The organism is Nakamurella sp. A5-74 (assembly GCF_040438885.1).
Taxonomy (GTDB): domain Bacteria; phylum Actinomycetota; class Actinomycetes; order Mycobacteriales; family Nakamurellaceae; genus Nakamurella.
Genome location: NZ_CP159218.1, coordinates 1455267 through 1467833, shown reverse-complemented (window position 1 = coordinate 1467833; position 12567 = coordinate 1455267). Strand labels below are relative to the sequence as shown.

The following is a 12567-nucleotide window of genomic DNA, read 5'->3' as shown; positions in this document are numbered from 1 at the left end:
GTGGTCCGATCGGGTGCATTCGCAGCCGTTCTGCACTTTCAAATCGCGGACCACCGGCAGGCGATCTACCTTCCCCCTCAAGACCGACATCAATTCCTGACGACTCGAGGAGCTCGCATGAAATCGATTCACCGCTCGAGAACTGTTCTGGTGGCCGCCGCGCTGGCGACAGCCGCAGTGACCGCCTCGCCAGCGCTCGCGGCCCCGCCCGACGGTGCTGACAGCGCTGCCGGCAGTGTCGGAGCGGCGACTCCCACGCTCGCCGCCGGCCCGACAGCGGGCAGCTGGGTGGAACCGACCGTGGCCACTCCAGCACGGCAGCAAGCGTCGTACTCGGTCGCCACCGCCGCCGAAGTGGCCTCGGCTCGTCAGGTCGCGCCGAACATCCAGCACCGTCAGAACAACGAGCAGGTCGCCGACGCCGTCCGGCAGCAGATCGAGGGCGCGCAGGCGATGGGCGTCAAGACGCTGAACATCGACTTCCAGTACCAGCAGACCGGTTACTGGTGCGGGCCGGCGTCCGTGCACAACGCCCTGTCGGCCCGCGGCGTCTCGATCTCCCAGCAGCAGGCGGCCAACGAGCTGCCGACCGACGTCGACGGAACCGACTGGATCGGTCAGGTGACCAGCGTGCTGTCCAGCCACGTGGGTTGGTACGAGACGAAGGAGATGCCGAGCGACCCGCCGACACAGGCGCAGCGCGATCTGCTCTGGTACGACATCACCTTCGACATCGATCGTGGCTACGCACTCGTCGCCAACATCGTCGCACCGGCGAGCAACCACCCGCCGGGCTACCCGAACTACACGATCTACCACTACTTCACGGTGATCGGCTACAACTCCGACAATCAGCAGGTGCTCATCGCCGATTCGGCCGGATTCGCACCCACGGGAACCTACTGGCTGTCGTTCGACAAGCTCGCCACGCTGATCCCGCCGAAGGGGTACAGCGCCTGACAGCCTTCTCCGACCAGCACCGGCCCCAGATTTGTTGTCCGTCAACGGATCCGGGGCCGGTGCGTTCAGTTGGGAACTGCCAGTGCAGGGAAGTACGTCTCCACCCGACTCACCTCCACCGGACGAGTGGCGCTCACGGCCTGCGCTCGTCCGACCAGTCCCCCGCCACCAGCACGGCTTCGACGGCACCGTGTCGATCGGCCACCAGCAGGTCGGCGACCTTACCGGAGACGATCGAGCCGAACCGGTCGTCGACCTCCAGCACCTGCGCGGGGACCAGTGAAGCAGCGTTCACCGCGTCGACCAGATCCATCCCGACCTGCTCGACGGCACGGCGCACGGCGACGTCGAGCGTCAGTGTCGACCCGGCGATGGATCCCTCGCTGCCGTCCTCGGTGGCGATCCGTGCGACGCCGCCGCTGACCTGGACTCCGAAGCCCGCAAGCTCGTAGCGCCCGTCCCCGTGACAGGCTGCCGCCATCGCATCGGTGACGAGGGCGACCCGCCCGGGAGCCACTGCACGCAGCAGGCGCACGGTCGCCGGATGCAGATGGACGCCGTCGTTGATCGCTTCCAGCACCACTCCCTGCGCATCCATGGCTGCTCCGATGACGGCCGGGTCGCGATGGTGCAGCGGCCGCATGCCGTTGAATGCATGTGTCACGAGTGACGCTCCCAGCCCGAAAGCCGCTGCGGCACAGTCGTACCCGGCATCGGAGTGTCCGACGGCGGCGATGCTGCCCGCCGCGACGACCTGTTCGACCGCAGCCAGGCCGCCGTCCAGTTCCGGGGCCACCGTGACGATGCGCACCGCCCCGCCCCCGGCGTCGAGCAACCGATCGATCAGCGCACGGCTCGGAGCGATCAACGCTGCGGGATCGTGTACACCGCGACGCAACTCGGACAGGAACGGGCCTTCGAGGTGCAGGCCCAGCACCCGCGGATCATCGGCGACATGTGCTGCGGCGGAATGGATCCGCTCGGCCATGATGTCGATCGGCGCCGTCACCAGCGAGACGATCGAGCGGGTCGTGCCATGCCTTCGATGAGCCTGCAACCCGATGTCGATCCCATCGGCGCCGCCGTCGAAGCTGCCGCCGGCAGCGCCGTGCACATGCAGATCGATGAACCCGGGCAGCAGCCGGCGGCCGTGCAGGTCGATGACCTCGGCGCCGTCGGCAAGGTGCCCGCTCGGTGCGCCGGTGGCCGCGTCCACCCCGACAGCGCCGGCACCTGGCACTCCGACGGCCGCGATCAGGCCGTCCTCGACGAGGACCCAGCCTCCGGGCAGGACCACCGTCGGGGTGACGACCTCGCCTCCGGTGAACAGGATCTTGCGCGACATCAGCTCTCCTGACGGGGACGGGCAGCGGGGGCAACAGCATGCGCGACAGCCGGATCCGCTCGGGCGACGGCATCCCACCCCAGGAGCGCAGCTCCCGCCAGACCTGCCCGGTCGCCCAGCGCGGCCACGACAATCGGGGGTGCGGGGCGGAAGGTGAGGCGTCGCTCGAGTTCACGAGCCAGCGGAGTGACGAGGGCCGGCCCGGCCAGCGACAGCCCACCGCCGATGACGATCAGGCCCGGATCCTCCAGCACACACACGGCGGCGAGCGCATCGGCCATCGCAGCCACTGCGTCGTCCCAGATGGCCTGCGCGACAGCATCACCGGCACCGACAGCCAGGAACAGATCCTTCGCAGACACCTCCCGACCGGTGGCGAGTGCAAATGCCTTACCGAGCCGGGACGCGGACGCGATCGCCTCCAGACAGCCGCGGTTGCCGCATCCGCACAGCGGCCCGCCCGGCCGGACGACGAGGTGCCCCACCTCGCCCGCCTGACCCGACGACCCGTTGTAGACCTCACCCGAAGTGACCAGGCCCGCCGCGATACCGGTACCCACGGCCATGAAGTACACCGACGCCGCGCCTTGACCAGCTCCTCGACGCGCCTCCGCCAGGGCACCGGAGCGCACGTCGTGACCCAGCGCCACCGGCACGCCCAGCCGGTCCTCGAGCAGCTCGACGAACGGCACATCGGTCCAGCCGAGGTTGGCCGCGTACCGGGCGACGCCGACGGCGGAATCGACCACCCCCGGCACACACAACCCGATCCCCCGCACCGGAGCCTGCTCGGTGAGGTCGGCGGCAAAGGTGGCGATCCGCTCGACAACTGCCTCCGGGCCCAGCTCGACCCCGGTCGGGCGGCGTGATTCCAGAGCCACCGTGCCGTCCTCGGTGATCAGACCCGCCTTGATGGAGGTACCGCCCACGTCGAGCGCGGCAACCACTGGCATCGGGGCACGACGGTCTGCGGAGACCACCGGCCGCACCGAGGGAATCGGGGGTCCGTTCACGTCAGGAGACGACCGACAGGCCGACCTTCTGGAAGGCCTTGAGGTCGGAGTAGCCCGTCTTGGCCATCGCTCGGCGGAGCGCGCCGAAGAGGTTGGACCGTCCGGCGGCGTCGACGGCCGGGCCGTTGAGCAGCTGCGCGAGCGGGATCTCACCAGTGCCCGTCGGGACGGCGTTGCCACGCGGCAACGCGGGGTGCGCCGCAGTGGCGGGCCAGTACCACCCGGCACCTGGTGCGGTCTCGGACTCGGCGAGCACCTCACCGAGCATCACCGCGTCCGCACCGCAGGCGATCGCCTTCGCGATGTCGCCGCTGGAGTTCATGTCGCCGGCCGCGATGACGTGCACGTACCGACCGCCGGTCTCGTCCAGGTAGGACCGGCGAGCAGCGGCAGCGTCGGCGATCGCGGTGGCCATCGGGACGTCGATCCCCAGCACCGCATCGGTGGTCGACGCGGCTCCCGAACCGGTGCCGACGATCACTCCCGCCGCTCCGGTCCGCATCAGGTGCGTCGCGGTCTGGTAATTGGTGCAGCCGCCGGCGATCACCGGGACGTCGAGGTCGGAGATGAAGCTCTTGAGGTTGAGCGGCTCGCTACCCTGCTGCACGTGCTCTGCCGAGACGATGGTGCCCTGGATGACGAGGAGCTCGACACCCGCCGCGATCGCCGCAGGCGCCAAGGTCGCCGCGTTCTGCGGGGACAACCGAACCGCGACGGTGCTCCCGCCGGCGGCCAGCGTCCGGATGGCCTCGGTGAGCAGATCCACCTGGACCGGCGAGCGGTAGGCACGCTGCAGCGCAACGGTCACGGTCGCATCGTCCTGCGCTTCGAGGGCGACCTCGATCAGCTCGGCGATCACCGCGGCCGGATCCCCGTGCCGGGCCCACAGCCCCTCACCGTCGAGCACGCCGAGCCCGCCCAGCTGCCCGACGGCCACCGCGGTCGCCGGATCGACGATCGCATCGGACGGTTGGGTCAGGAACGGGATCTCGAACCGGTAGGCATCGATCTGCCACGCCGTGGAGACGTCGGCGGAGGAGCGGGTCCGGCGGGACGGGACGATGCTGATCTCTTCGAGCGCGTAGCTGCGCCGGGCCGTGCGGCCCATCCCGATCTCGACGTCGGTCATACGACACCCACGCGGGTGCTCGGCCGAAGCATGGAAGAAGGCTCCTCGCGGTTGGGGACAAGCGGTTGGGCACCAGCACCACGCGGTGCCGACGGGCGGACCACTAGCGGTCGAAGTAGTTCGGGGCTTCCTGGGTGATGGTGATGTCGTGCGGGTGCGACTCCTTCAGCCCTGCCGAGGTGATCCGGACCAGGCTCGCCCGTTGCAGACGCGGCACGGTGCGTGATCCGGTGTAGCCCATCGCCGCGCGCAAACCACCGATCAGCTGGTGGACGACCCCACCCAGTGGACCTCGATAGGGCACCCGTCCCTCGATGCCCTCCGGGACCAGCTTGTCGTCCGAGAGCACATCGTCCTGGCCGTAGCGGCCACGGGAGTTACCGGTGCCGCCGGCGGCCCCCCGGCGTTCCATTGCGCCCAGCGACCCCATGCCGCGGTAGACCTTGTACTGCTTGCCGGCGATGAAGATCGTGTCGCCCGGCGACTCCTCAACGCCGGCCAACAGCGAACCGAGCATCACGGTGTCGGCGCCGACAGCGAGAGCCTTGGCGATGTCACCGGAGAACTGCAGACCACCGTCACCGATCAGCGGCACCCGCGCAGGACGGCAGGCCTTGGCCGCTTCGTGGATGGCGGTCACCTGCGGCACACCGATGCCGGTCACCACCCGGGTGGTGCAGATCGATCCCGGTCCGACCCCGACCTTGATCGCGTCCGCTCCTGCATCGATCAGCGCCTGGGCGCCGGCCCTGGTCGCGACGTTGCCGCCGACGATGTCCACCTTCGACCCGACCGCCTGCTGCAACCGGGCCACCATGTCGGCGACTGCGCGGGAGTGTCCGTGGGCGGTGTCGACGATGAGCACGTCGACGCCGGCGTCCACCAGGCCCATCGCCCGGGCGAAGGCGCTGTCCCCCACGCTGACTGCTGCTGCAGCGACCAGTCGACCGTCCGCATCCTTCGTCGCGAGCGGGTACTTCTCGGTCTTGACGAAGTCCTTGACGGTGATCAGCCCGCGCAGCCGACCGTCCGCATCCACCAGTGGCAGCTTCTCGATCTTGTGCTTGCGGAGCAGCCCGAGCGCAGCATCACCGGAGACCCCCACCGGAGCGGTCACCAGCGGCATCACCGTCATCACCTCGCGGACGGGCCGCGTCATGTCGGTCTCGAAGCGCATGTCGCGGTTGGTGATGATGCCGAGCAGGTGGCCCTGGGGACCGACCACCGGAACCCCGGAGATCCGGAACTTCGCGCACAACGCGTCGGCCTGGGCCAACGTCGCGTCGGGTGGACAGGTGACCGGGTCGGTCACCATCCCGGCCTCAGAACGCTTGACGATCTCGATCTGGGCGGCCTGTGCCTCGGGCGGCATGTTGTAGTGCAGGACCCCGATGCCTCCCTGCCGCGCCATCGCGATCGCCATCCGCGATTCGGTGACCGTGTCCATCGCACTGGAGACGAGCGGGATGCGCAGCGAGACGTTGCGGGTCAACCGCGCGCTGGTGTCGGCCTCGCTCGGGATCAGATCGGATGCGGCGGGCAGCAGCAGCACGTCGTCATAGGTGAGACCGACCAGAGTGAACCGGTCGTCGGACGCCAGCCGCTCCAGCTCCTCCGCGTCGAAGGAGTCGGTGACCGCAGCCTCCAGTTCGGCAGCCGACGGGGCGACCGTCGGCGCAGGCGCGCCACCCGAGGTGAGGTCAGGGAGCCGACTGACGTCGAGCTCGGGGACGTCGAGCTCAGAACTGCCGAGCGGAGAGCCGGGAAGCTGGGTATCAGGAACTGATCGGGTCATCGGTACCTTCCTGGTGCACCACGGGCACCGCGGGGCGGACGCGGGTCGTCGGCGGTGACGTGTCTCCAGTCTAGAACTCGAGCAGGCGGTGCCGGGACACGGTCGGTCAGCGCGCGACCGTGGCCGCGGTGGTCTCCGTGACCGGCGTGTCCGTGCCTGGCGTCTCCGTGGCCGGCGTGCCCGTGGCCGGCGCGTTCGTGCCTGGCGTCTTCGTGCCTGGCGTCTCCGTGCGTGGCGTCTCTGCGGCTGACGTTGCGGCGAGTGACGTCCCCGCGGCTGAGGTCTCCGGGGTAGTCATCCCCGCAGTTGACGTCGCCGGCGTGGTCAACCCCTCGGCCGACGTCCGGGAGGCAGGGGGGGTGGGCGGCGGGGCGAAGCCGGGTGGGGGTCGCGTCGTGCGGCGGGCCGGGGTGGCGGCGGTCGGGACGGCCTCGGCGCTGACGGACTCCGCGCTGCTGGTGGTCGGCGCCGCGGTGTCCCCCGGGCCTTTCGTCGCTGTCGAGGATGCTGTCGGAGCCACTGGCGCAGACGCTGTTGAGTGCGCTGTCGAAGGCACAGGGGAAGGCACCGGGGACGACACCGTCGAAGGCGCCGTAGCAGGCACCGGGGACGACACCGTAGAAGGCACCGTGGACGACACCGTCGACGGTGCTGTGGTGCTCGGGGTGGACGTGGCGTCCTTGCTGGTCGACGGTTTCGATGTGGGCCCGGTGCTGTCCGACGGGGGCGACGCGGCCGCCGTCGCGCTCCCCGCGGACGTCCGTCCTGGCGAGCCCGTTGTGGGCGGAGCGCTGACCGACGATCCGGTGGTCCGAGCCGACCCGGTTCTTGCAGGCGATCCCGGACCCGCCGCCCGGGCTTGCGTCGCCTCCGGTTCCGTTGCCACCGGTGGCGTCGGCCTTTGCCCCGGCAGCCGCGGCGACGACTGGGAGGGGTCCGCCTCCTGGTCGCTGGGCGCACCGATGCCGGACGCCTGTGTGCTCGCCGGCGTGGTCGGGCCCCCGTCCGTGGACGATGCCGCCACCGGGCCGACTGGGAACCCTGGCCGAGCCGGCGGTCCGGGAACTGCCTGCGGTGTGCCTGCGGGCCCGGCCGCCTGCGCTGCGGGTGCGGGCGAAGCACCCACCCCGGCGTCGACCTGCTGCATTCGGAGCTGGATCACACCCCGGGCGTCCACCGGAATCCGCGGCAGGGCAGCAGCAGCAGCCAACAGCGCTTGGTCCGCACCCTCCCGGTCGCCGGCCGCCAGGGCAGCCGCCGCACGCCCCAGTGCCGCGTCGATGTCGTGTCGGGCCATCGTCGCCTCGGCGCGATCAGCCCAGAACGTCCTGGTCACCGGCCACAGGACGTCGCCGGGTCTTGCCGATCGCGCACCCGCGATCGCGGTGCCGCTGAGCAGGAACGCCACCGAAGCGACGATCCCGACGGCGGCCCGGAACGAGTTGCTGCGGGCGGGGGCCGACAGTCCGGCCGCCCGAGCGGCCCGCCGGATCGCCTTCGCCGACGGTGGCGGCGGGAGTTCCGGCGATACAGTCCGTTCGCGCCAGTCGGCCAGCAACGACTCGACGGTCAGGTCGGCGGGGTCGTCCGGGGGTGCTGGAAGGTCGCCCGGCGGAAGACCCGGCTGCTGCTCGTGTGCGAGCCCGGTCAGCAGCGCCTCGTCCTGCACGAGGCGATACACGTCGACCCTGTGCACGTCGTCCCTGTGCGTCTCGACCCTGTGCACGTCGACCCTGTGCACGTCGTCCCGGTGCCCCACGACCCGATCGCCGGACGACCCCGGGGTCCGACGGCGTGTCATCCGACCACCTCGGCCCAGCCTCCGGCGCCGACACTTCCTTCACCGGCGGCCGTGAGCAGGGCGCGCAGCCGCCCGAGCGCACGGTGTTGGGCGACCCGCACCGCTCCCGCGGTGGTGGACAGCACCATGGCTGTCTGATCGGCGGTCAGTCCGACGACCACCCGCAGCCGCAGGATCTCGCGCTGCTGGTGCGGCAGGGTCGCCAGGATCTCCTCGATCCGATCGGCGGTGGCGCTGCGCAGTGCCTGCTGTTCGGGGGTCACCTGGTCGTCCGGCTGTTCGGGCAGCTCGGGCACCGGGACGCTGTGGGTCCGAGCCGAGGCACGGTGCGCGTCGGCCACTTTGTGCGCTGCGATCCCGTAGACGAAAGCGAGGAAGGGCGTCGATCGCCGGTGATAGCCGGGCAGCGCCGACACCACCGCGAGGCAGACCTCCTGGGTGACGTCGTCGGCGCCCGAGAGTCCTCGATGGTCGGGCGTCACCCTCGCCCGGCAGTAGCGCACGACGTGCGGGTGGATCAGGCTGATCAGCCGTTGCAACGCAGCGCGATCACCGCAGCGGGCGGCGTCGACCAGCTCGTTGGGAATGACCCCGGGAGACACCGGGGCCGACTCGGGGACGGCCGCCGGCACTTCGGTATCACCGCGTTCAGGGCTCGAGCGCTGGACCCGTGCGGGGCGGGGAGGGCGGGCCGGGTCGGGAAGGCGGGCCGGGCTGGGAACTGGGGCGGCGAAGCGCCGGAAAGGGCCGCTCATTCCACCACCTCGACCGATTGCCCCGTGTGTGCAGTGCACCTGATCGCGCATCGGCACCTGCCCCCGGACGCGACGCTACACCGGAGGCCGAGGCTCAGGCCACCAGTCCGCGGCGGAACCCGATGGCGACGGCCTGGGCCCGATCGCGGGCTCCGAGCTTGCGGAAGAGCCGTCGGGCGTGGGTCTTGACGGTGTCCTCGGACAGGAACAGCTCTTTGCCGATCTCTGCGTTGGACTGCCCCTGGCTCATCCCACGCAGCACCTGGAGCTCCCGCTCGGTGAGCGGCACCTCCGGTTCGCCGGAGTCCTGCCGGGCCGGCTGGACGCGTGAGTCGGTCAGGGCGTCGGCCAGGGCAGCGACGATCTCGGGGCGGGTGGCGTCCCACCGCAGGAACCCCCGGGCGCCGCAGGCGATGGCGGCGGCGATGGAGGCGGTGTCGTCCGGTGAGCCGAAGACGATCACCACCGCACCCGGATGTAGTGCCAGCAGTCGCCTGGTGGCCTCGATCCCGCTCGTCAGTGCGCGCTGCGTACCGATCAGCACCAGATCGGCGGAGTCGCGGCCGTACCGGGAGAGCAGTTCGTCGCCCGAACTCACACAGTCGACGTCCTCGACCGAGGCGAGAGTGGACATCGCCTTCGTCAGGCTGTCGCGAGCCGTGCGGCGCTCGTCGCAGATGAGCACACTCGTCATGTTGACCCCTCAGGAGCAGATGTCTCAGGCGACCTGGGCGGTCGGCCACCGATCCGTGACGACGGTTCCTCCGAACGGTCCATCTTCGCCCGGCAGTGCACCCGTGAGGTCCCCTCGCCACCTGTTTTCTATCATATGAATCCCCCGATCGCACTACTGCGAGGGGCCCGAAAGTGACGTTTTGTCGCCCCGAACGGGTAGCAGATCTACATACCGCACACTCTCCGCACAGTCCCCAGGGCGGAAAATGACGTTGAAGTTGCATGCAACGGAGAAAGTTCACGCAGAACCATTGTTCTCGTCACCCTTCCGCCCTAGCTTCAGATCAACCACTCACCGTGCCGCACCGAGTCGGGTCGGAGCGGGGTGACGTGGGGAGTACGAGGCGCCGGTGCCGGCGCCGGGTCTGCTCCCCCGTCGCCTCCCTGCTGATCCGAGTCCGAGCGGGACCCGGCGAAAGAGACACCGATGGCGGACACGAAGCGACTCCCCGGCCCGAATGCCGATCTCTGGGACTGGCAGATCCAGGGGTCCTGCCGCGGCATGGCGAGCTCGTACTTCTTCCACCCCGAGGGTGAGCGCGGACCGGCACGGGCCCGCCGTGAGGCCAAGGCCAAGGCCATCTGTCTGGAGTGCCCGGTGCTGGCCGACTGCCGGGCCCACGCGCTGGTCGTCCACGAGCCGTACGGCATCTGGGGTGGATTGTCCGAGTCCGAGCGCGCCGACATGCTCGAGGGCCGCTCTTGACGAGTTCGGACCGGCGGACATCCTCGCTCCCGACCCCCAAGCAGACACAAACCGCCGCCGACCCTCTCGGGTCGGCGGCGGTCGTGTGTCCGGCGGCGTCGTGCCGTGGACCGGTGGGTCAGTGCCGGCGAGTCAGTGCTGGTGCCCGGCGTGTCCGCCGGCGGCCGGTGCGCCTGCCGGGATGTCGGTCACCGCGGCCTCCGTGGTGAGCAGCATCGCGGCGATCGAGGCGGCGTTCTCCACTGCGGAGCGGGTCACCTTGACCGGATCGATGATGCCTGCGGTGAGCAGGTTGACGTACTCACCGGTCGAGGCATCGAAGCCCTCGTCCTCGGGCAGCTCGGCGATCATGTTGACGACGACCGAACCGTCTTCACCGGCGTTGCTGGCGATCCAGAAGGCGGGCGCCCGGAGGGCTCGCTTGACGGCCTCGAGGCCGACGAGGGCATCCCCGGTGAGACCGAGGTCGCCCAGTTCCGCGGCGACCTTGACCAGGGTGGCGCCACCGCCGGGGATGATCCCTTCGGCGATCGCGGCCTTGGTGGCGGCGACCGCGTCCTCGACACGGTGCTTGCGCTCCTTGGCCTCGGTCTCGGTGGCTGCACCGACCTTGACGACGGCGACACCGCCGCCGAGCTTGGCGAGCCGCTCCTGCAGCTTCTCGCGGTCCCAGTCGGAGTCGGTGTCCTCGATCTCCGCCTTGATCTGGGCGACACGACCGGCCACGGCCGACGGCTCTCCCGCCCCGTCGACGATGGTGGTCGTGTCCTTGTCCACCACCACCCGCCGCGCGGTGCCCAGGACGTCGAGACCGACCTCGGACAGCTTGAGCCCGACCTCGGCCGACACCACCTCGGCGCCGGTCGCGATGGCCAGGTCCTGCAGGAATGCCTTGCGACGATCACCGAAGAACGGCGCCTTCACCGCGACGACCGGCAGCGTCTTGCGCAGCGCATTCACCGCCAGCGTCGACAACGCTTCGCCGTCCACGTCCTCGGCCAGGATCACCAGCGGCGTCTTGGCCTCGAGCACCTTCTCCAGCAACGGCAGCAGGTCGGCAAGTGCAGAGATCTTCTCCCGCACCAGCAGGATCCGCGCGTTCTCGAAGACCGCCTGACCCTCCTCGGGATCGGTGATGAAGTGCGGCGAGATGAAGCCCTTGTCGAACTGCATGCCGTCGGTGAACTCGAGCTCGATCGTGGTGCCGTTCGACTCCTCGACCGTGATGACGCCCTCACCCCCGACCTTGTCGACCGCCTCACCGAGCAGCGCGCCGATCGCGGCGTCCCGGCTGGCGATGGTGCCGATCTGGGTGATCCGGTCGCGGTTGCCCGCGACCTCGATGGCGCGAGCGGTGAGTGCAGCGCTGATCGCGGTGGCCGCAGCCTGGATGCCCGCACGCAGCGCCATCGGATCGGCGCCCGCGGTCACGTTGCGCAGACCCTCGGCGACGATCGCGCGGGTCAGCACGGTCGCGGTGGTGGTGCCGTCGCCGGCGACGTCGTTCGTCTTGGTGGCCGCGGTCTTGACCAACTGGGCGCCGAGGTTCTCCGTCGGGTCCTCCAGGTCGATCTCGCGGGCGATGGTGACGCCGTCGTTGGTGACGGTGGGGCCACCGAACTGCTTGGCCAGCACCACGTTCCGGCCGCGGGGGCCGAGCGTGACCTTGACCGCGTCGGTCAGGGTGTCAACGCCGCGGAGCATGGCAGCTCGCGCGGCGACATCGAAGCTGATCTGCTTCGCCATGGGTATCAGAGTCCTCGTTCCGGCTCGAGAACCTCGAGCGCTGAAGTGGTGGGTGCGGGTGGGGATGCGAGCCGTAGGCACGCAGATGCGTGCGCAGGCATCCCCCACCGACGACTCACGCCCCGTGGTGGCCGGGAACCGGCCGCCCCGGGGCGTGAGGTCTGGTCGCTGCGAACGGGTGCGTCCGCGGCGAGCCGGTGCTACTGGAAGATCGTCACTTCGAGATCTTGGCCAGCACGTCGCGTGCCGACAGGATCAGGTACTCGGTTCCCGCGTACTTGACCTCGGTGCCGCCGTACTTCGAGTAGATGACGACGTCGCCCTCGGCAACGTCGAGCGGTACGCGGTTGCCGTTGTCGTCGACACGGCCGGGACCGACAGCGAGGACGGTGCCCTCCTGCGGCTTCTCCTTGGCGGTGTCGGGGATGACCAGACCGGATGCGGTGGTGGTCTCGGCCTCGTTGGCCTGAACGAGGATCTTGTCCTCGAGCGGCTGGATGTTCACGCTCGCCACTGTTCTTGACCTCCCTTTCGGGGGTTGTTCGTGTCGGATGAGGTTCGATTCGCCCACGCGGTTCCGGC

11 protein-coding genes are annotated in these 12567 nt (G+C 70.0%); 2 read left to right on the top strand and 9 right to left on the bottom strand.

All coding sequences use genetic code 11. From position 1 onward, the window contains the following. Positions 1-117: 117 nt before the first annotated feature. On the top strand, positions 118-960 hold the full coding sequence (locus ABLG96_RS06755; protein ID WP_353650608.1) for a C39 family peptidase: 843 nt from the start codon (positions 118-120) through the stop codon (positions 958-960). Positions 961-1093: 133 nt separating this feature from the next. Here the strand turns inward: ABLG96_RS06755 and nagA are convergent, their stop codons facing one another. From nagA to ABLG96_RS06720, 7 genes are all read right to left on the bottom strand, one after another. Continuing rightward, a complete protein-coding gene (gene nagA, locus ABLG96_RS06750; RefSeq protein ID WP_353650607.1) occupies positions 1094-2305 on the bottom strand; it encodes an N-acetylglucosamine-6-phosphate deacetylase in 1212 nt (403 codons plus the stop codon). Continuing rightward, positions 2305-3258, bottom strand: a complete 954-nt coding sequence (locus tag ABLG96_RS06745) for an ROK family protein (RefSeq protein ID WP_353650606.1) — start codon at positions 3256-3258, stop codon at positions 2305-2307. The genes nagA and ABLG96_RS06745 overlap by 1 nt, the downstream gene beginning before the upstream one ends. 61 nt (positions 3259-3319) lie before the next feature. Next, positions 3320-4447, bottom strand: coding sequence for a GuaB3 family IMP dehydrogenase-related protein (locus tag ABLG96_RS06740; protein ID WP_353650605.1), 1128 nt, complete (start codon positions 4445-4447; stop codon positions 3320-3322). Positions 4448-4550: 103 nt separating this feature from the next. Beyond that, positions 4551-6242, bottom strand: coding sequence for an IMP dehydrogenase (guaB, locus tag ABLG96_RS06735; RefSeq protein ID WP_353650604.1), 1692 nt, complete (start codon positions 6240-6242; stop codon positions 4551-4553). A 106-nt stretch (positions 6243-6348) separates the two neighbouring features. Further along, entirely contained in the window at positions 6349-8043 is a 1695-nt protein-coding gene (locus tag ABLG96_RS06730; RefSeq protein ID WP_353650603.1) for a hypothetical protein, read from the bottom strand. After that, the gene (shbA, locus tag ABLG96_RS06725) at positions 8040-8798 is read right to left on the bottom strand and encodes an RNA polymerase sigma factor ShbA (protein WP_353650602.1); all 759 of its coding nucleotides are present in this window, start codon (positions 8796-8798) and stop codon (positions 8040-8042) included. Before shbA ends, ABLG96_RS06730 begins: the two co-directional genes overlap by 4 nt. Before the next feature lie 94 nt (positions 8799-8892). After that, a complete protein-coding gene (locus ABLG96_RS06720; protein WP_353650601.1) occupies positions 8893-9492 on the bottom strand; it encodes a response regulator transcription factor in 600 nt (199 codons plus the stop codon). Positions 9493-9960: 468 nt separating this feature from the next. Here ABLG96_RS06720 and ABLG96_RS06715 point away from each other — a divergent pair, with 468 nt between their 5' ends. After that, entirely contained in the window at positions 9961-10239 is a 279-nt protein-coding gene (locus ABLG96_RS06715) for a WhiB family transcriptional regulator (protein WP_353650600.1), read from the top strand. 132 nt (positions 10240-10371) lie between these two features. Here the strand turns inward: ABLG96_RS06715 and groL are convergent, their stop codons facing one another. Both groL and groES read right to left on the bottom strand, forming a co-directional pair. Beyond that, positions 10372-11985, bottom strand: a complete 1614-nt coding sequence (gene groL, locus ABLG96_RS06710; protein ID WP_353650599.1) for a chaperonin GroEL — start codon at positions 11983-11985, stop codon at positions 10372-10374. 214 nt (positions 11986-12199) lie between these two features. After that, a complete protein-coding gene (gene groES / locus ABLG96_RS06705) occupies positions 12200-12499 on the bottom strand; it encodes a co-chaperone GroES (RefSeq protein WP_353650598.1) in 300 nt (99 codons plus the stop codon). Positions 12500-12567: the final 68 nt, after the last annotated feature.

Coding starts and splice junctions, on each gene's coding strand:
- ABLG96_RS06745 (WP_353650606.1), bottom strand. CDS start 3,258: ATGCCAGTGGTTGCCGCGCTCGACGTGGGCGGTACCTCCATCAAGGCG.
- shbA (WP_353650602.1), bottom strand. CDS start 8,798: ATGAGCGGCCCTTTCCGGCGCTTCGCCGCCCCAGTTCCCAGCCCGGCC.
- ABLG96_RS06755 (WP_353650608.1), top strand. CDS start 118: ATGAAATCGATTCACCGCTCGAGAACTGTTCTGGTGGCCGCCGCGCTG.
- ABLG96_RS06740 (WP_353650605.1), bottom strand. CDS start 4,447: ATGACCGACGTCGAGATCGGGATGGGCCGCACGGCCCGGCGCAGCTAC.
- ABLG96_RS06720 (WP_353650601.1), bottom strand. CDS start 9,492: ATGACGAGTGTGCTCATCTGCGACGAGCGCCGCACGGCTCGCGACAGC.
- nagA (WP_353650607.1), bottom strand. CDS start 2,305: ATGTCGCGCAAGATCCTGTTCACCGGAGGCGAGGTCGTCACCCCGACG.
- guaB (WP_353650604.1), bottom strand. CDS start 6,242: ATGACCCGATCAGTTCCTGATACCCAGCTTCCCGGCTCTCCGCTCGGC.
- ABLG96_RS06715 (WP_353650600.1), top strand. CDS start 9,961: ATGGCGGACACGAAGCGACTCCCCGGCCCGAATGCCGATCTCTGGGAC.
- groL (WP_353650599.1), bottom strand. CDS start 11,985: ATGGCGAAGCAGATCAGCTTCGATGTCGCCGCGCGAGCTGCCATGCTC.
- ABLG96_RS06730 (WP_353650603.1), bottom strand. CDS start 8,043: ATGACACGCCGTCGGACCCCGGGGTCGTCCGGCGATCGGGTCGTGGGG.